General features: G+C 71.7%; 16 protein-coding genes. 8 read left to right on the top strand and 8 right to left on the bottom strand.

Annotated elements, in window-relative coordinates:
* Positions 1-61 precede the first annotated feature (61 nt).
* Entirely contained in the window at positions 62-1,099 is a 1,038-nt protein-coding gene (locus ACZ56U_RS25660) for an LPXTG cell wall anchor domain-containing protein (RefSeq protein ID WP_469086336.1), read from the bottom strand.
* Positions 1,100-1,314: 215 nt separating this feature from the next.
* Here ACZ56U_RS25660 and ACZ56U_RS25655 point away from each other — a divergent pair, with 215 nt between their 5' ends.
* Complete coding sequence (locus ACZ56U_RS25655) at positions 1,315-2,427, top strand: hypothetical protein (RefSeq protein WP_469086335.1); 1,113 nt, start codon at positions 1,315-1,317, stop codon at positions 2,425-2,427.
* Between the two features lie 587 nt (positions 2,428-3,014).
* On the opposite strand, the gene ACZ56U_RS25650 is transcribed toward ACZ56U_RS25655, so the two are convergent.
* The gene (locus ACZ56U_RS25650) at positions 3,015-3,296 is read right to left on the bottom strand and encodes a chorismate mutase (RefSeq protein ID WP_469086334.1); all 282 of its coding nucleotides are present in this window, start codon (positions 3,294-3,296) and stop codon (positions 3,015-3,017) included.
* Between the two features lie 343 nt (positions 3,297-3,639).
* On the opposite strand from ACZ56U_RS25650, the gene guaA reads away from it, so the two are divergent.
* On the top strand, positions 3,640-5,217 hold the full coding sequence (guaA, locus tag ACZ56U_RS25645; RefSeq protein WP_469086333.1) for a glutamine-hydrolyzing GMP synthase: 1,578 nt from the start codon (positions 3,640-3,642) through the stop codon (positions 5,215-5,217).
* 22 nt (positions 5,218-5,239) lie between these two features.
* Here guaA and ACZ56U_RS25640 read toward each other — a convergent pair whose 3' ends face one another.
* Together ACZ56U_RS25640 and ACZ56U_RS25635 are read right to left on the bottom strand one after the other, a co-directional pair.
* A complete protein-coding gene (locus tag ACZ56U_RS25640; protein WP_469086332.1) occupies positions 5,240-5,713 on the bottom strand; it encodes a pyridoxamine 5'-phosphate oxidase family protein in 474 nt (157 codons plus the stop codon).
* A gap of 39 nt (positions 5,714-5,752) precedes the next feature.
* Complete coding sequence (locus ACZ56U_RS25635) at positions 5,753-6,382, bottom strand: hypothetical protein (RefSeq protein WP_469086331.1); 630 nt, start codon at positions 6,380-6,382, stop codon at positions 5,753-5,755.
* Between the two features lie 169 nt (positions 6,383-6,551).
* Between ACZ56U_RS25635 and ACZ56U_RS25630 the strand changes: the two genes are divergently transcribed.
* On the top strand, positions 6,552-7,355 hold the full coding sequence (locus ACZ56U_RS25630) for a class II aldolase/adducin family protein (RefSeq protein ID WP_391234548.1): 804 nt from the start codon (positions 6,552-6,554) through the stop codon (positions 7,353-7,355).
* 16 nt (positions 7,356-7,371) lie between these two features.
* Here ACZ56U_RS25630 and ACZ56U_RS25625 read toward each other — a convergent pair whose 3' ends face one another.
* Entirely contained in the window at positions 7,372-8,286 is a 915-nt protein-coding gene (locus ACZ56U_RS25625; protein ID WP_469086330.1) for a DUF4429 domain-containing protein, read from the bottom strand.
* Between the two features lie 187 nt (positions 8,287-8,473).
* Here ACZ56U_RS25625 and ACZ56U_RS25620 point away from each other — a divergent pair, with 187 nt between their 5' ends.
* The 3 genes from ACZ56U_RS25620 to ACZ56U_RS25610 all read left to right on the top strand — a co-directional run bounded on the left by ACZ56U_RS25620 (position 8,474) and on the right by ACZ56U_RS25610 (position 11,736).
* Positions 8,474-9,751 carry a hypothetical protein gene (locus ACZ56U_RS25620; protein ID WP_469086329.1) on the top strand — a complete coding sequence of 426 codons (1,278 nt, stop codon included), beginning with the start codon at positions 8,474-8,476 and terminating at the stop codon, positions 9,749-9,751.
* A 218-nt stretch (positions 9,752-9,969) separates the two neighbouring features.
* Entirely contained in the window at positions 9,970-10,497 is a 528-nt protein-coding gene (locus ACZ56U_RS25615; protein WP_469086328.1) for a TQO small subunit DoxD, read from the top strand.
* Between the two features lie 246 nt (positions 10,498-10,743).
* The gene (locus ACZ56U_RS25610; RefSeq protein ID WP_469086327.1) at positions 10,744-11,736 is read left to right on the top strand and encodes an immunity 49 family protein; all 993 of its coding nucleotides are present in this window, start codon (positions 10,744-10,746) and stop codon (positions 11,734-11,736) included.
* Positions 11,737-12,087: 351 nt separating this feature from the next.
* Here the strand turns inward: ACZ56U_RS25610 and ACZ56U_RS25605 are convergent, their stop codons facing one another.
* Complete coding sequence (locus ACZ56U_RS25605) at positions 12,088-12,330, bottom strand: hypothetical protein (RefSeq protein ID WP_469086326.1); 243 nt, start codon at positions 12,328-12,330, stop codon at positions 12,088-12,090.
* Positions 12,317-13,984 carry a PspC domain-containing protein gene (locus ACZ56U_RS25600; protein ID WP_469086325.1) on the bottom strand — a complete coding sequence of 556 codons (1,668 nt, stop codon included), beginning with the start codon at positions 13,982-13,984 and terminating at the stop codon, positions 12,317-12,319. Before ACZ56U_RS25600 ends, ACZ56U_RS25605 begins: the two co-directional genes overlap by 14 nt.
* Before the next feature lie 189 nt (positions 13,985-14,173).
* On the opposite strand from ACZ56U_RS25600, the gene ACZ56U_RS25595 reads away from it, so the two are divergent.
* Together ACZ56U_RS25595 and ACZ56U_RS25590 are read left to right on the top strand one after the other, a co-directional pair.
* The gene (locus tag ACZ56U_RS25595; RefSeq protein ID WP_469086324.1) at positions 14,174-15,472 is read left to right on the top strand and encodes an ATP-binding protein; all 1,299 of its coding nucleotides are present in this window, start codon (positions 14,174-14,176) and stop codon (positions 15,470-15,472) included.
* A complete protein-coding gene (locus ACZ56U_RS25590) occupies positions 15,469-16,182 on the top strand; it encodes a LuxR C-terminal-related transcriptional regulator (RefSeq protein WP_469086323.1) in 714 nt (237 codons plus the stop codon). Before ACZ56U_RS25595 ends, ACZ56U_RS25590 begins: the two co-directional genes overlap by 4 nt.
* 136 nt (positions 16,183-16,318) lie before the next feature.
* Here ACZ56U_RS25590 and ACZ56U_RS25585 read toward each other — a convergent pair whose 3' ends face one another.
* Positions 16,319-17,377, bottom strand: a complete 1,059-nt coding sequence (locus ACZ56U_RS25585; protein WP_469086322.1) for a C40 family peptidase — start codon at positions 17,375-17,377, stop codon at positions 16,319-16,321.
* Positions 17,378-17,639: the final 262 nt, after the last annotated feature.

The raw sequence follows: 17,639 nt of genomic DNA, 5'->3' as shown, positions 1-17,639 counted from the left end.
TGCGTCCCCCTCCGAACGCAGGTCCTTCTCTCTGATCAGCGGCAAGCTCCGGTGCTGGGCCTCAGCCCTGCGCACCGACCTTGCGGCGGCGCATCGCGAACACGGCACCGGCGCCGGCGACGATCGCGACACCGCCGACGAGACCGATGGTCGGCAGCGCCGAGCTGGAGCCGGTGTCGGCGAGGTTGCCCGTCGGCAGCTCGGAGACGTCACCCTGCGGCTTCTTCACCGAGTCCTTGGGGCCGTTGTCGCTCGGGCCCGCGTCGCCCGGGTTCGGGTTGGGCGTACCGGCCTTCAGGACCGTGAAGTCGTACTGGGCCCAGCCCTCGGCGATGCAGTCCTGGCCGTCGACGTTGTCCAGGTAGGCGCCGGAGCCGAAGGAGTAGGCGTCGCCGGCCGGGGCCTTGGCGTCGATGCTGACGCGCAGGGCGACCGACTTGCTCTTGCCGGCCTTCAGCGCGTCGGCATAGAAGAAGTAGTCACCGGCGTAGGTCTCGTCGCCGATGCGGTCCCAGGAACCCGTCTCGGGGTTCTTGAACTCCAGGTCGACGTAGGGGCTGAGGAACTTCGACTCGTCGAGCTCGTAGTTCTCGACCTCGGCGTAGAACGCGACGCCGTCGACCGTGGTGCCGGAGTCGTTGGTGACGGTCAGCTTGAAGTTGTGGAAGCCGTCACCCGCGACGATCTTGCCCGGCAGGCCCTTGATGTCCGCGGACACCTTGGGGTCCGCGTACTCCTTGTCGAGCTCCTCGCAGTACGGGACCTCCGGGTCGGTCGGCTCCTCGCTCGGCTCGGCGGAGTCGGTGGGCTCGGGCTCCTCCGGCTCGGTGGCCGTGGCGGTGGCCGTCGCGGTGTCGGTCGCCGTGGCGGTGGCCGTCGCCGTGTCGGTCGGGAGCGCGGTGTCCGTGGGCAGCGCGGTGTCGGTCGGCAGCGCGGTGTCCGTCGGGGTCGGCTCGGCCGTGTCGGTCGGCGTGCTGGTGACCGTGTCGGTGGGCGCCGGAGTCGTCTCGTCCGCGAACGCGACAGGCGCGGACAGCAGCGCGAGAGGGGCTATGACAGCCGTCGCGGCCGCTGCGGCCATGGCACGGCGAAGCTTCATGAAAGACCTCAGGAAGTCCGGTGTGCTGCTGCGCAGCACGCGAGTGGGGCGGGTTCCGCCCCGCGTGTGGGGCGCGGGTGTGGCCCTTGGTTCGCCTGGTTTGATTCGTGAAGCCTGTGAATGGTTGCCCCTGCATTCACACAAAACTTATGTGGCCTGAGTCACACCTCGATTTCGCTTGTGAAAGAGCTTTCTCTGCCCATAGAACTGCCGTCGTGTCTGACAAGCCCTCCGAGGACTCCTCCTCGTCACCCGACGCCCCCGACGACATCTGGGCCCAGTTCGCCCGCGCCAACGAGAAGGACGCCCCGAAGGAACCCTCCGCGCGCGCCCGCATGGTGACGGAGCGGCTCCGGCAGCAGGAGGCCCGGGGTGACGCGCCCGAGGGCTGGCGCACGGGGCCACCGGTGCTGGAGAGGAAGCGCGGCCGGGCTGTCTGGAAGATCCTCGGTGTACTCCTCGCCATAGCCGTGGCCGTCGTGGCGCTCAAGCCGTCCCTGATACCGGGCGACCCCTTCGGCAGTGGCGGCTCCGGCTCCGCCGCCGGGTCGCCGCTCCCCGACGAGACCGCGGCCCCGACCGCCCCGCCCGCCACCGCGGCACCCGCGACCCCCACCCTGGACGACCCCTTCGCCGGGTCCCCGGCCAAGCGCTGGGCCGACGGGCGGGCCGGCATCCTCGCGCCGAAGGCAAAGGCGGTCGGTGGCCGGTCCGAGGCGGAGGTCGCCGAGGCCCTGCGGATGACCCGTGAACTGCTGATCGACGCGAACCTGGACCCGGCGACCCTGCGCGGCGGGCGCCCCGAGAAGGCGCTGGCCGTCCTCGACCCGAAGCAGCCGGACGTCCTCTCCGGGCTGACGGCCGGTCTGAGCGAGCCGACCGAGAAGCACGACCCGCTGGCGATGTTCACCCGCTTCGACCCGGACGAGGTCCGAACCGTCGGCGACGTCGTGAAGACCCGCGGCCGGATCACCTTCGAGGCGGGCCGGGGCCGGGCCGTCGCCGTCCACGCCGACTACACCTTCGTCTACCCGGTGGTCCGCACCGACGGCTCGACCGAGGTGACCCGCACCATCGTCCGCCGCGTCCTCGACCTCGAACTGTCCGACCCGGCCACGTACGACGTCACCCCCGGAAAGCTCAGCGTCGTGCGGTACGACCGGGACGCCGGCAACTCGGCCTGCGACGTCCACGACGGCTGGTTCCACCCGCGGTTCCCCTCGGAGACCGACCCGAGCGCGCCCCCGTCCGGCCCGACCAGCGACCCGTACGACCGCAGCAAGGACATCCGCGGGGACCAGGACTGCGGGACGGTCACCCGCGTCTGACCGCGACCGGCCGGCACCCTGGGCGCGCGGCGAAGGGCCCCGCGGGACGGATCCGCGGGGCCCTTCTTTCGCCGGCACCGGCGTCAGGGCAGCGCCGGTGCCTCTGGGGAGCGGCGCCGGGGGTCGCGCCGCCTGCCTCGCATGCCCCGGGTCGGCGCCCCGGCGCGACCGGGGAGCACGGCCGGTCCCGACCTCTGGCAGTGCGGGAGGACAAAGGCAATGTGGTGGTCGACGAGGGGACTTGGGCTGTTAGGCATCGTGCTGGACGGGCCCGGCCACCGCAACCGTTTCGCCCAGCCTGGTACGTGTTCCTGTACTTTGCCCGATAGCTGTTGTGCATTTTCCGTCGGCCGGCCCCGGGCGTCCCCGGAGCCGACCGTTCTCTTGGGTGACCGGGCTAGCTGTCCCCTGCCGTCCGGTCACTTGTCTGGAGCGAGGTCCCACGACGCACGGCGATCCGTACGTCTCATCGCTCCAGCGAGCCACGCGTGGTTCTTTCGGGCCCGCCCCTGGCTGGCGCGGACACCCCACCAACGAAGCGGTTCCCGTCCCGGTCACGCGCCGTACGGGTGAGACGGGGACCGAACTCAGATGCGACCCCGGCACAGTTCGAGCAACGTCATCGCGACGGACGTGCCCGGCCTGCCCAGCGCGTCGCTGTAGTGGCCGAGGACCTGCATCTCGCGGGAGAGGTTCACCCGCCGGCCGCCGGAGGTGATCCGGGCCTCCTGGACGACGGCGGACACGGCCATCCGTTCCTGGATCAGACCGATGATCCGGTCGTCGAGCGCGTCGATGCGCTCACGGGCGCCGGCGATCACCTCGGCGGCCTCGGGGGTGCGGGCGCCGGTCACGTCGATGGCGGTCATGGAGGGCTCCTTCGTCGGATCTTGTGTCGGGCGGAGGCGCCCCGGAGCGGCAAGATCCGGAAGGAGACGACAGACGCCCCGGACCTTGTCGGCCCGGGGCGCCTGGGAAGTCGCTTGTCAGTAGCTCAAGCAGCACGACCATGGCAGCCGGCGGGCCGGGTGCCATAGGTAAACAGGAAGGTCGGGTGCGTGAGCATGGCAGCAGTATGCCGCGCCTCCCGGGGACGTCCAACCCGGTTCGCATCCTGAGACGAGGGCCGCGCGGGATCGCCCCGGGTACGGCACCGCCGGGCCCGGTAGACTCGGCAACACACACCCCTCGCTCACCGCCGGAAGGCAACCCGTGTCATCAGCGAACCCCGCCGCCGCTCCCGACACCGTCCTGGTCGTCGACTTCGGCGCGCAGTACGCCCAGCTCATCGCCCGTCGCGTCCGCGAGGCGCGGGTCTACAGCGAGATCGTGCCGAGCACCATGCCGGTCGCGGAGATGCTCGCCAAGAACCCGGCGGCGATCATCCTCTCCGGCGGCCCGTCGTCGGTGTACGCGGAGGGCGCCCCGCGCCTGGACCGCGAGATCTTCGAGGCCGGCGTCCCCGTCTTCGGCATGTGCTACGGCTTCCAGCTCATGGCCACCACCCTCGGCGGCACCGTCGACAACACCGGCGCCCGCGAGTACGGCCGTACGCCCCTGCACGTCTCGAAGTCCGGCTCGACCCTCTTCGAGGGCACCCCGGACGAGCAGTCGGTGTGGATGTCCCACGGCGACGCCTGCTCCGCCGCCCCCGAGGGCTTCACCGTGACCGCGTCCACGGACGTCGTCCCGGTCGCCGCCTTCGAGAACGACGACAAGAAGCTCTACGGCGTCCAGTACCACCCCGAGGTCATGCACTCCACGCACGGCCAGCTGGTCCTGGAGCACTTCCTGTACCGGGGCGCCGGTCTGAAGCCGGACTGGACCACGGGCAACGTGATCGAGGAGCAGGTCGCCGCGATCCGCGAGCAGGTCGGCGACAAGCGGGCCATCTGCGGTCTGTCCGGCGGCGTCGACTCGGCGGTGGCCGCGGCCCTCGTCGCGCGCGCCATCGGCGACCAGCTGACCTGCGTGTACGTCGACCACGGTCTGATGCGCAAGGGCGAGACCGAGCAGGTCGAGAAGGACTTCGTCGCCGCGACCGGCGTCAAGCTGGTCGTCGTCGACGCCGAGGAGCGCTTCCTCACCGCGCTCAAGGGTGTCTCGGACCCCGAGGAGAAGCGGAAGATCATCGGCCGGGAGTTCATCCGGGTCTTCGAGCAGGCCCAGGCCGAGATCATCGCGGACGAGGGCCCGGCGGTGGAGTTCCTCGTCCAGGGCACCCTCTACCCGGACGTGGTCGAGTCCGGTGGCGGCACCGGCACCGCCAACATCAAGTCCCACCACAACGTGGGCGGCCTGCCGGAGGACCTCGAGTTCCAGCTGATCGAGCCGCTGCGCAAGCTGTTCAAGGACGAGGTCCGGATGGTCGGCCAGGAGCTGGGCCTGCCGGAGGAGATCGTCCAGCGCCAGCCGTTCCCGGGCCCCGGCCTCGGCATCCGGATCGTCGGTGAGGTCACCAAGGAGCGGCTCGACCTCCTGCGCGACGCCGACGCCATCGCCCGCGAGGAGCTCACCGCGGCCGGCCTCGACCGGGACATCTGGCAGTGCCCGGTGGTCCTCCTCGCGGACGTCCGCAGCGTCGGCGTCCAGGGCGACGGCCGCACCTACGGCCACCCGATCGTGCTGCGCCCGGTGTCCTCCGAGGACGCCATGACCGCCGACTGGTCGCGCCTGCCGTACGAGGTGCTCGCGAAGATCTCGACGCGGATCACCAACGAGGTGGCTGACGTCAACCGCGTGGTCCTCGACGTGACGTCGAAGCCGCCGGGCACCATCGAGTGGGAGTAGGCCTGGTCCGAGGCTCCGCGGCTCAGGTGCGCTTGATCACGCGCACCGGCTCACCGGGCTTCCAGACCTGGACGACCAGGTACGTGTCGTCCTCGACGTAGGTCCGCACGACCTCCGTCAGCTCGGTGCGGAAGAGGTGGAACGGCTCCGGCGGTTTCACCTCTTCGACGTATCCGGCCTTCGTCGCGGCGTCATGGACCTCGATCGCCCGCCCGCTGATCCGCACATCGCCGCCGCCCAGCCCCTGTCCCTCCCCGGGGTTCGCCTGGAGGGCGAAACGGGGGTCCCGGGCCAGGTCGAGCGCCTTGAGGGAGCCCGGCATCATGCCGAGCCACAGCTCGCCGTTCAGGAAGCGGACCTCCAGGCCGCTCGTGCGGGGGGAGCCGTCCTTGCGGAGCGTCGCGAGGACATGGTGCCTGAAGGCACCGAAGCGCTCCTCCACGCGCTGGGCGAGCTCGGGCTCGGCGTCGGTGAAGGTCGACCAGTTCGCTGTCATACGACGAGTGTGGCGCCGATACCCGACAGCCGCTGTCCGCTATTGCGCGGGGTTCGGCACCGGACGCACATACCGCTCCCGGCCCGCGTCGTCCCGCACCTGCGCGCACCCGGCCGCCGTCAGCTGTGCGGCGAGCTTCGCGCGGCGGACCGTGTTGACGCGCAGGGCGCCGAGCAGGAACGCCGGCGTCAGCACGGCGAGCGGGAGCAGCACGGCGTACACGCCGGTCAGCAGCGCCAGCAGCAGGAACAGGACACCGGAACCCCAGCCGATGGTCAGCAACTGCCTGCGGTTGCCGGCCTCCAGCAAGGCGTCGTACTTGATGATCGCCACGATCAGATCGACGTCCGCCTGGGCCTCGGGCACCGGAGTGAGCGAGTTCAGATACATACCCGGCACCGGCCCGCCCGCGCCCACCTGCGGGAACGCGGCGATGTTCGCCGCGGCGCGCTGCTGGGCCCAGGGCTCGGGGGAGCGGACGAGGTGGACGTGCAGGAACTTGTGGCGGCCGACGAGGCGGACACCGGCGTAGCGGAAGCCGAAGCACTCGGCGACGTACACGAGCGCGCCGAAGGTCTTGTGCTCGGCGAAGGGATGGACCAGCTCGACATGGTCCTGGGTCGCGAGCTGCCGCATGAGGGAGCTGAGGTGACGTTCGGCGATGCTCAAGGAGGACTCCGGGATGGCTGAAAACAGGTGCTGAACTTCTCGTTCCGCATCACAGACCCCTGAGCGCCTGGGACGGTTGTGCACGGCATCGTTACCTCACACGCCTGTTTTCCCGCGCTGACCGACGGTAACTTCCGCCCCGTAGAGCAACCCCAGTGCTGGAGGACAGATGCACGGGACGTATGGGCCCAAGCCGCCGACACCCCTGCCCACCGACCGCCTCCAGTTCGCCATGCCGCCGATGCACGAATCGGTCGAGGACGAACGCCGGCACCGCAGGGAGCGGCTCGCCGGGGCGCTGCGGATCTTCGGGCGGATGGGCTTCGAGGACGGCGTGTCCGGGCACATCACCGCACGGGACCCGGAGTTCAGCGACTGTTTCTGGGTCAACCCGTTCGGTATCCCCTTCAAGCACGTGACGGTCAGCGACCTGGTCCTCGCCAACGCCGAGGGACAGGTGATCGAGGGCCGCTATCACGTCAACCAGGCCGCCTTCACCGTCCACGCCCAGGTCCACGCCGCCCGGCCCGACGTCGTCGCCGTCGCCCACTGCCACTCGGTGCACGGCCGCGCGCTCGCCGCGCTCGGCGACCTCCTGGACCCGATCACCCAGGAGAGCTGCGCCTTCTACGAGGACCACGCCCTCTACGACGCCTACACCGGGGTGGCCGTCGACGCCGCCGAAGGACGCCGGATCGCCGCCGCCCTCGACTGCCGCAAGGCCCTCATCCTGCGCAACCACGGCCTGCTGACCGTCGGGGACTCGGTCGACGCCGCCGCCTGGTGGTTCCTCTCCATGGAACGCTCCTCGCAGGTCCAGCTGACCGCCCGGGCAGCGGGACGACCGGTGCTGATCGAGCACAAGGCCGCCGTGGCCACGCGGGAACAGGCGGGCGGGGACCTGGTGGCGTGGATCAACTACCAGCCGTTGTGGCAGGACATCAGCCGCAGCGAGCCGGATCTGCTGAGTTAGCAAGCCGCGCCAGCCATCAGAAGCCGCGCAGTACCGCCGCCTTGGTCCTCGCGAACTCCTCGTCCGTGAGCACGCCGTCGCGATGCAGCTCGCCCAACTCGCGCAACCTGCGCAGGAGTACGTCGTGATGGTCCGGCCGGTCGGCCTGCGGGGTCCGCGTGGCCTGGGGCGGGACGGCCGCCGGAAGGTGGCGCGGGAACTCCTCCCGGTCGTTCCCGGTACGGGTCGAGGGGTGGGGGAGACGGGCGGTGACCGCGGTGGCGACCAGCGCCGTGAGCAGGTCGCGGCGGGCGCTGCCCCACAGGTCGAGGGCGTAGGGGTCCTTCTCCGGCGGCAGCTTGGAGAACACCGTCTCGCCGGTCACGAACCGCAGGAAGCCGTCCTCGTAACCGGAGTTGGGCAGCCACTCGACACCCACCAGGTCGCCCACCGCGATGATCCGCGGCCCGGTCGCCCGCTTGACCCGCTCCGAGGTGTCCGACCAGTCGATACGGACCGTCAGACCGTCGAAGGAGACCGTCCCGTCGGAGGACCGCACCGAGACCGGGACCGGCGGACCGGCCAGCAGATACGCCTGCGTCGGCTCCTTGGGGATCCCGTCCAGCAGCAGCGCCCGGCGGATCTCCTCCGCCATGTACTCGGCCACCCCGGACCGGTCTACGTCCACCAGCAGCCGATACGGATCCGCCGCGTCCGGCAACCGCCCGCCCGTCGCCTGGAGCAACGGGTCCGCGCCCTCGCGCAGCCGCATCCGCAACCGCCCCCGCTTGCGTTCGGGTTCGTAGACGACGCTCGAGACGGCCTCCAGAGGCACCGCGATCTCGCCGTACGTCTGCCGGAACAGCGGCACGGAACGATGGAGTCCCGGCGTGATCCTGACCGTCGTGCCGTCGAAGGCCCAGGTCCCGTCGCGCTGGATGATCTCGGCCATAGGGAAATTCTCGCAGCCGGGTCAACACGGCGGCCCGGGCTTCACCCGCCCTGACCAGACCTGCCGGACCGGCGCCCAGTGGCGTAGGGCACAATTCGCTGTCATCGCACGGGAGTTGCCGGGCGGCCGCCGAGGGCTCGGCAGGGGCCGCGACACATGGAGATCGCGGGGAAGGCGGGCGTCGGAGGTGGCGGTGCAGGAGGCGAGACAGAGCGCGGAGACAGGCGCGCACGGAGGCGGCTGCACCTGCGGGGACTGCCCGCACGGAGCGCGGGAAGGCCATCGGCGGGCCGTCGCCGCATTCCTCCTGAAGCGGGACGAGTTCGCCGCCGGACAGGGCCTCCCGGCCGCCGTGGCCCACTCCGCCTCCGCCTCCCGCCAGTGGGTCTCGGAGGAGCTGACCCAGTCCGCGGAGGTCGTCGCCGCACGCGGCCGCGCCGAGGGCGAGGCGTGGCTGGCCCGCCTGTGGCGCCGTACCGCGTACACCGTGTGGGCCGGCGTGGTCCTGCTGCTGCTCGTCCAGGCGCTGACGGCCATCGGCGCGGGCTGGAGCACCGCCCGCACGGCCGGACTGCTGGCCGGGCTGGTAACAGCGGGCGCGCTGACGGCCGCCTCCTGGTTCCACCGGGCCCGCGGCGGCGCGCTCGCGCCCGTGATCGGCGAGGACAACCGGCTCTCCACCTCGCGCGCGGTCGCCGTGTCCTGGGTGCTGTTCGTCGCCTACGCCGTGCTGGTCCTGGCCGGCCGCCTCGCCGCCACCTCCTCGCCCAAGGAACGCGACGCGCTGATCTCCGGGCTCGACCTCGCGCGCGGCGCCGGCGCGGTGACCGTCCTCGCCGTGGTGTGCGCGATCGCGGTCCTCGTACGGCGCGTGGTCGGCCTGCGCGTCCTGGGCCAACGGCTCCAGAAGGTACGCGCCGACCGGCCGCGCGCCGCGGACCTGCTGACGGACGACGCCGGCCGGGGCACCTTCGCCGACATCCAGTACGTCGTCATCAGCGCCGTCGCCCTGCTGTTCGCCGCGGTCCGGCTGGCCCGCCGCCCCGACCAGCTCCCCGATCTGCCCTGGGGCCTGGCCGTCGTGGTCCTGGTCTCCGCGGCGACCTACGTCGCCGGGAAGTACGCCGAGGGCGGCCGGCCGGTCATCCTCTCCGTCGTCCGCGCCCGTGAGGCGGGCGACCTCGACGGCCCCATCCGCACCGGCGACGACATCGAGATCCGCGGCGCCGGTTTCGTGCCCCCGGGCGCCCAGGGCGCCGACCGCCTCTCCCGCATGACGGTCCGCGTCGGCACCGTCCACGTCCACGTCCCGCTCGTCCCGGTCCCCGGAGGCTTCAGCAACCCGACGGACGCCGTCCTGACCGTGCCGGTCCCGGCCGACGTGGAACCGGGGCGGGTGGAGGTGCAGGTGATCACGGCCGCCGGGGTGGAGACGAACCGGTACGCGATCGATGTGACGGACTGAGGGGGCGTGAGGAACCCGGAGCCCGACCGGCTCACCGACGAACAGCTCGCCGCCGTCGCCAAGGCACTCGGGCACCCCGTACGCCAGATCCGGGCCTACATCTGACCCCGCGCCCGGGCCGGGAAAACGGTCGCGCCGGCATTGAGCGGCCCTTCCCACTCGTGCGTATCGTCTTTCGAGGGGCCACGGCACGCTGGGTTGAGAGGCGGCTCGAAGTGATGACGCACAGCTTCCGTACGGACACGCACACCCCCTACTACGACGGCGACCGGAGCCGACGGGACACCGCCGGCCGGTACGCCCTGCTTCCCCTGCGACTCTTCCTCGGCGTCACCTTCATCTACGCCGGCCTGGACAAGATCACCGACAGCGCCTTCATGAAGTCCTCCGGCGCGGGCTCCATCGGCGAGCAGATGCGCAACGTCCGGGACTCCGCGGCGATCCCCGACCTGATCGACATGGCCCTGAAGAGCCCGGTCGGCTTCGGTTACGCCATCGCCTTCGGTGAACTCGCCGTCGGCATCGGCACCCTCCTCGGCCTCCTCGCCCGCCTGGCCGCGCTCGGCGGAGCGCTGATCTCCCTGAGCCTGTGGCTGACGATGAGCTGGGCGTCGGACCCGTACTACTACGGAAACGACCTTGTCTACCTCATGGCCTGGCTCCCCCTGGTCCTGGCGGGCGCGCCCTACCTCTCGGTGGACGCGGCGCTGAAAGCCCGGCGGCGAGAACGAGCGGCGGGGTATTAGGCGTCGACGCGTCTGACCCGCCGGGCGGCTGGTCCGGGGGACGCCTGGTCCGGCGGGACGCCTGGTCCGGGTGGATGCTTGGTCCGCTCGATACGACGGCACCGCCGCCATCCACCTTGCCGGACTCCACATCGCCGCCGTCATCAGCTGGTCGGCGAGGTGATCCGAAACATGCGCTCCAGTGCTGTCGGTGGCCGTTGATAACGTGCTCCGTCCAGTCGTGGAGTTCATGAAGGGGCGGGGTACGTGCGGAATGTGACATGCCATCAGGTCGGCGAGCAGCGGTTGGCCGAGGCGCTCGACGACATCGACGGGCGGGCCTTCACACAGTGGCACTGGCTGCGGTACGGCAGCATCTCGCCGGCGCTGATCCGGGACATGGCGGACCAACTGCTCGACCATGTCGCCGCGCGAGCGGTGACGGAGCCGGGACTCGACGCTGCGGCAGGCATGGTCGCCGTCACCGCCGCGGAGTGTGTGCACGGAGTGCTGAGCATCATGTGCTTCCCGGGCGGGGACCAGGAACTCCGATTCCCCCTCCTCGGGCGGCGGATCAGCACGGACCCGGACGACGACGAGTTCGGGGACGGGCCCATCACCTTCCAGGACGTCGTCAAGGAGGCGCCCACCGCGCGGACCTGGCTCGACATGTTCGAGATGTGTGTCGTCAGCGGGCACGTGTGGGACTGGGAGCGGGTCACCGGGCTGCTGCTGCGCGGTGACTACGCGCCCGCCATCCGTGACGGCGTGCCCCACAACAGGTACACCGCCGTCTCCGACCCCGCCGACCTCGCCGCCATGGACGCCCTGTGCCTCTATCTCACCGAGGCGGCCGGGCATCTGCCCCGTGACTGGCCCACGGTTCCGCTGCGCAAGCCGGACGCCGGGGAGCGCACGGAGGCCGCCCGGCGGCTCGTCGAGGTCGGCGACGCGTTGAGCGCGGACCAGCGGCTGCTCCGCGTACTCCTGGACGACGACCAGCGCGCCTTCGAGGACGCCCTCGTCGCCCGGCTGGCCGCGTACCGGGAGAGCGTCGAGGCCGATGCCGGTGATCCCGCGCCCCGGTCCCTCCTCCCCCTCGGCCCCCTCGCCCTGGCCTGCCTCGCCGTCCAGGTCCACGGGTGGGAACTCGGTGTCCGCTCCGGGTATCTGCCGTACGGCCTGCTGGGCTCGCCGGACGCACTGCGCCGGGCGGCGGAGGGGCAACGGAACGCTTTGGGCTGCTGGGCCGCCAAGTAGGCCAGGCCACCCGGGGCGCCGGAGTGCGTCTGGCCCGACGACCAGGCCATCGGCGGGGAGATGGACTCGTCCCCAGGGTCGGCCCTGGTGGGTGCCGGGCCCGGGTATGACCTCGCGTGGTCGCGTGGTCGCGTGATCGCGTGATCGCGTGATCGCCTGAGGTTCGCCGTGTGAGGTTGGCCGGGTGAGCAGGGTGTGTGGGCCGCTCCCTGGCGGTGGCTCGCTGGAGATGGTCGCGAGCCTCCGGTCCGGCTTGGCCCAGGAGGGCTGAACCGGGCGGTCGCGAGCCGTGCGGCTCCGCTTGCCCCATTAGGGCCGAGCCGCTCCCTCGACCCGTGCCGACCGTCTGGCTCAGCTCGGTATCTCCGTCTCGCCCCCCGCTGCCGTGCCCGGAGCAGGCGGAGTGCGTCGGCGGATGGCCCGGGTCAGCAGGCCTGCGGTGGCCGCCAGGAAGAGGCCGCCCGTGACCAGGGGGATGACCGCGAACCACGGTGTCTCCCAGGCGTCCCCCGCGTCGCCGGCGTAGAGGATGCCGGTCAGGGCGAGGAAGAGGCCGGCGAGCAGTTTGCCGGGGCGGAACTCATGACGTAGCACGGCTCACCTCCGCCTGGCCGACGCCGACCTGGAGGTCGAGGTCGAAGGTGCCGGAGGACTTGGTGCCCTTGGGCGGTGTCAGGGTGACCTCCTTGTACTTGCCCGGTGCCACGTCCACGTCCTCCTGGTTGTCGCCCGGGAGCTGGATGTCGCCCACCCCGACGTCGATGGTGACCTTCACCGTCGCGTCGCGCGGCACGACCACCTTGAGCTTGCCCACACCCACCTCGGCCCTCGCGCTCACCGTCTGTCCCCGGGTGACCGCCAGCTTGGTCAGGTCCAGGGTCCCTACGCCGGTGCCGAGGTCGTACTTGTGCCGCACGTCAGCCACCGCGACCGGCCGCCAGGTCTCCTCGACCCAGTGCGTGCCGATGTCCTTGGGCAGCGCGGCCGAGCCGGCGAGCAGCCCTGCCGTGAGCACCGCCAGGAAGATCGACCCCGCTCCCGTGCGCCCGAGGAACGAGCTGAGCGCTATGCCGAGGCCGATGACCATGAGGGCACAGGCCAGGCCGGTCTGGAGGCTGGTGCCGAGCGGGTGCCCGTCCCACGTGAGGCTGGTGCCGAGACCGCCCGCGAGCAGGGCGAACAGGAACACCCAGCCGCCGATCCAGCGGGGGCCGCGGTTCCTGGGCGGCTGGGGGTGCGTGACGCGGGTGGGGACGCGGCCCTCACCGTACGTGCCGCGGGCGATGTTGACGGCCGCCATGACGTCCCGGTCGCGGGAGTCGCGGGGGCCCCACAGATAGCCGGTGCCACCCTCGTGCGTGCCGTCCTTGACGATGGGGTCGCGCCACCAGGACGGGTATCCGGCGGCGACGGGCGGCGCCTTGGCCTCCGGCGGGGCGTCCGCGGCGGCCTGTGCGGCCAGTGGGTCGGTGTCGGGGGCGCCGCGTCGGCGCGACCAGTACCCGGCGCCGGCCAGCAGGAGGGAGAGGACGACGGCGAAGGTGAGGACCCCGCCGTTGTTCAGCAGGGTCAGGAACACCCCGCAGCCGACCAGCGCGAACAACACGGCTGTCAGGGCCTGGCCGTCGACGCGGCCGGTCAGCAGCTTGCGGACCTCGTTCTCCTCCTCGTCGTCGTAGGGCACGAACAGCCAGGCGAAGCCGTAGAAGATGAGGCCGATGCCGCCGGTCGCGGAGAGCACGGCGAGCGTGATGCGGAAGATCACCGGGTCCATGTCGTACTGCCGCCCGAGCCCCGCGCACACCCCGGCGAGCACCTTGAACCGCCGGTCCCGCCGGAACCTCTCGGGAGGCGCGGAGGCTCCGGCCGGAACGGGTTCCTCGGCATCCGCGTCGGCCCGGGCGCCGGGGGCAGCGCCGGACGGGGTGCCGGGGGCAGCGTCGGCCGGGGTGCCGGGGGCAGCGTCGGCCGGGGTGCCGGGGGCAGCGCCGGACGGGGTGCCAGGGGTGCCAGGGGTGGCGGAGGTGTCTGGGGTGCCGGGTGCCGTGGCGGTCCAGTCGCCCGTCCCCGTTCCCGTCCCCGTTCCCGCTCCCGTCCCCGTTTCCGCCCGTGCGCCCGTCCCTGCGCCCGCCCGCGCATCCGCCCGCTCGTGCGCGCGCGGTTCCTCACCTGCGTCGGCCGCAGTGGGCACGGCGGACGAGGCACCCTCGTCGGGCGCCGGGTCCGCGGCGTGCTGGTGATCTGTCATGTGTCCATGGTGACGGGCGAGCCGCTCCGATGGGAGTCGGAACGACCCTGGCCGGACCCTGATATCGCCCCTGAGCCGGCGCCGGGGAAGCGTTCGACGGCCCGACGTTTCTGCACATGTCGAAGATCAGGGGCGTCTAGGGGACGGACCCTGATGCCCCGGCATCCGCGCCGTGTGACCATCGATGGCATGCCGGAAGCCGCAGCAGCGCCACTCGTCGAACCGCGGCCGCCGCGCAAGCTCTACCGCAGCAGTGACGGACGCTGGCTCGGTGGTGTGGCGCGGGGGCTCGCCGGGCATCTCGGGCTGCCTGTGATCTGGGTGCGGCTCGTCTTCGTGGGCCTGTTCATGGCGGACGGGCTCGGGGCCCTGCTGTATGCCGCGTTCTGGTTCTTCGTGCCGCTCGGGATCGGCGGGGTCGGGGTGGGTGGGGAGAAGCCGCCCTCCCTCGTCACCGCCGAGACCTCGCCGGACGGCCGCCGCAGACTCGTCGCGCGCAGGCCCGACAAGGGGCAGATGGTCGCCCTGCTGCTGATGGTCGTCGTGGCCATGGTCTTCGTGGGCAACGTCAATCTGGACGCCGGTGCCAAGGCCTACCTCTGGCCCGCCGTGCTCGTCGGCGCCGGTGTGGCCCTGGTCTGGCGGCAGGCCGACAACGCCCGCCGGGCCCGTTGGGTCGAGGTCGGCCGCCGCAAGCGCACCCTCAGCCTGTTGCGCGCCGCGGGTGGTGTCCTGCTGGTCACGGCCGGGGTCTCCGGCATCTTCGTCCTTCAGGGTTCCGCGGCCCACCTCGGCTCGGTCCTCCAGGCGGCCCTGGCGGTCCTGGTCGGCATAACGCTCCTCGCCGGCCCTTATCTCGTGCGCATGACCCAGGACCTCTCCGAGGAGCGCCTGATGCGTATCCGCGCCCAGGAGCGCGCCGAGGTCGCCGCCCATGTGCACGACTCCGTGCTGCACACCCTGACCCTGATACAGCGCAACGCGGAGAACGCGAGCGAGGTGCGGCGCCTGGCCCGGGCCCAGGAGCGCGACCTGCGGACCTGGCTCTACAAACCGGAGGGCACCGGCAAGGACGAGGCCGACGAACCCACCACCCTCGCCGAGGCGGTGCGGCGCAACGCCGCGGAGGTGGAGGACAAGCACGGCGTGCCCATAGAGGTCGTCATAGTCGGTGACTGCCCGCTCGACGAGAGGATCGGTCCGCAGATGCAGGCCGCGCGCGAGGCGATGGTGAACGCCGCCAAGTACGGTGGCGAGGGCGGCGCGGTTCAGGTCTTCGCCGAAGTCGAGGGGCGGACGGTCTTCGTGTCGGTCCGGGACCGCGGGCCCGGCTTCGACCTCGACTCGATACCCGCCGACCGCATGGGTGTCAGAGAATCGATCATCGGCCGCATGGAGCGCAACGGCGGCACGGCCCGGTTGCGGGCGGTGCCGGACGGCGGCACGGAGGTCGAGCTGGAGATGGAGAGGGCGGAGAAGACGTCATGAGCGACGAGGCGAACGATACGGCGGAGGCCACCACCGGCAGCGCGGGCGGGCGCAGGGTGCGCGTGGTCCTCGTCGACGACCACCGGATGTTCCGTACGGGCGTCCAGGCCGAGATCGGCCGGACCGAGGAGACCGGCGTCGAGGTCGTCGGCGAGGCGGCGGACGTCGACCAGGCGGTCACGGTCATCACCGCGACCCGGCCCGAGGTGGTCCTTCTCGACGTCCACCTCCCGGGCGGCGGTGGCGTCGAAGTCCTGCGCCGCTGCGCTCCGTTGATGGCCGACGCCGAGCAGCCGGTCCGTTTCCTCGCCCTGTCCGTCTCGGACGCGGCGGAGGATGTGATCGGCGTGATCCGGGGCGGTGCGCGGGGATACGTCACCAAGACGATCACCGGTAAGGATCTGGTCGACTCCGTCTTCCGGGTCCAGGACGGGGACGCGGTGTTCTCGCCGAGGCTGGCCGGCTTCGTGCTGGACGCGTTCGCCTCGACGGACGCCCCGCCGGTGGATGAGGACCTCGACCGGCTCACCCAGCGCGAGCGGGAGGTGCTGCGGCTGATCGCCCGTGGCTATGCCTACAAGGAGATCGCCAAGCAGCTGTTCATCTCGGTGAAGACGGTCGAGTCCCATGTCTCGGCGGTGCTGCGGAAGTTGCAGCTGTCGAACCGTCATGAGCTGACCCGGTGGGCCACGGCGCGACGGCTGGTGTGAGGCGCACGGGCCCGGTCGCCGAGGAGGCCGTTCACGCTCGCTGAGGGGACAGAGTGATCTCGTGGCGGCAGAACGGAACCGTCCCCTCCCTGCCAGGGGTCTCGGGTGAACGGCCTTACCGCTGCGTCGCGCCGGGTCACACCACCCGGGTCGCCCCCGCGAACGGCATCTCGTCGAGCGGCGCGACCCGTACCGGTGCCGAGGGGTTCGGGGCGTGGACCATCTGGCCGTTGCCGACGTAGATGCCGACGTGGCTGATGGCGGAGTAGAAGAACACCAGATCGCCCGGCTGGAGTTCGGAGCGGGAGACGCGGCGGCCGGCGTCGATCTGGGCGTAGGTGGTGCGGGGCAGGGAGATGCCGGCGGAGCGGTAGGCGGCCTGGATGAGGCCGGAGCAGTCGAAGGCGTCGGGTCCGGTGGCGCCCCAGACGTAGGGGCTGCCGAGCTTGGAGTAGGCGTACGAGACGGCGGCCGCGGCGCGGGAGTTGGGGGCCTGGACACCACCGGTCGCGTGTCCGGCCGCGGTCAGTCCGTCCCGTGTTCCGGTCCCCGCGCGGGACGCGTGCCGTACGTCGGTCGCCCGGTCCTCCTCCGGCAGCTGGGACAGCAGTTGCCGCGCCGCGTCCAGTTTCCCGGTGATCGTCTTCTTGTGCCGCTTCAGCTCCGCCTGCCGTGACTTGAGCGAAGCCAGCTCGACATGAGCGGCGCCGCGCAGTTGCTCGATCTCCCGCAGCTGTCTGCGCACGCTGGTGACGGAGGCCGCCTGTCGGGTGCCGGCCCGCTCGACGAACTCGGCGCCGTCGAGGTAGCGGTCGGGGTCGGCGGAGAGCGCCAGTTGCAGCGCGGGGTCGAGGCCGCCGTCGCGGTACTGTGCCGCCGCCATCGAACCCAGCGCGTCCCGCTCCGAGTTGAGCTTGTCCGTCTTGCGTGCCGCCTCGTCCCGCAGCGACTTCAGCCGCGTCTCGGCCGCGTCCGCCTTCTCCTTCGCGCCGTTGTACTTCTCGGTGGCGACCTCCGCCTCCTGATACAGCTTGTCCACCTTCGCCTTGACCTGCGCCGGTGTCAGGTTCGGCTCGGCGTGTCCGGTCCCGTCGAAACCGGTCGCGGTCGCCGCGCCCGCGAGGGCGATCGTCGCCGCGGTACGGGCCGTGGTGCCGCCGGCCGAGCGCTGCCTGGGCTTGCGGTGCGCTGCCACGTGGACTTGCACGTCCTTTCGTACGACCGCCTGGTTCGGGCGGGACCGCCCCGGACGTGCTGTGGGCCGTACGGGCGCCAGGGGAAGCGGACGCACGGCCCGCCCGGGGCGGTTCACGCGTCCGGCGGCGGCCCGCACAGGGGGAGCGGGCCGCCGCCGGATTTTCTCGGCGGTGGTGTCCGACTGCCGCCCCTGGCCCGGGCGGCGGTGGGGAGCCGGTCACCTGGGGAAGGACGCTAAACCTCACTGTGTCGCCGGGGTA

It is taken from the genome of Streptomyces sp. NPDC034103, from assembly GCF_055575395.1.
Note: the sequence above shows the minus strand (reverse complement) of the source record. Positions and strands in the feature narration are given on the sequence as shown.